This is a genomic window from Streptomyces sp. O3, from assembly GCF_054788135.1.
In genome coordinates this window covers 1-609 of sequence record NZ_JBTVYK010000130.1, presented here as the reverse complement: position 1 = coordinate 609, position 609 = coordinate 1, and the positions used below count along the sequence as shown (strand labels likewise).

The 609-nt window shown below is 56.8% G+C and carries 1 rRNA gene; it reads right to left on the bottom strand.

Going from position 1 to position 609, the window contains the following annotated elements:
- Window positions 1-609: ribosomal RNA gene (locus ACX6XY_RS30020) — 23S ribosomal RNA — on the bottom strand; the annotation flags it as partial.

The window sequence follows — 609 nt, the reverse complement described above, 5'->3', positions numbered from 1 at the left end:
ACTCGCTAGAGGCTTTTCTCGACAGCATAGGATCATCCACTTCACCACAATCGGCTCGGCATCAGGTCTCACCCACATATCACCCGGATTTACCTAGATGACGGGCTACACCCTTACCCCAGGACAACCACCGCCTGGGCTGGACTACCTTCCTGCGTCACCCCATCACTCACCTACTACAAGTCTGGTCCGTCGGCTCCACCACTTTCCATTCCCCGAAGGGTCCGGAACGGCTTCACGGACTTAGCATCGCCTGATTCGATGTTTGACGCTTCACAGCGGGTACCGGAATATCAACCGGTTATCCATCGACTACGCCTGTCGGCCTCGCCTTAGGTCCCGACTTACCCTGGGCAGATCAGCTTGACCCAGGAACCCTTAGTCAATCGGCGCACACGTTTCTCACGTATGTATCGCTACTCATGCCTGCATTCTCACTCGTGAACCGTCCACAACTCGCTTCCACGGCTGCTTCACCCGGCACACGACGCTCCCCTACCCAACCCAACGGGCGTTAACCCTCATGCTGGATTGACACGACTTCGGCGGTACGCTTGAGCCCCGCTACATTGTCGGCGCGGAATCACTTGACCAGTGAGCTATTACGCA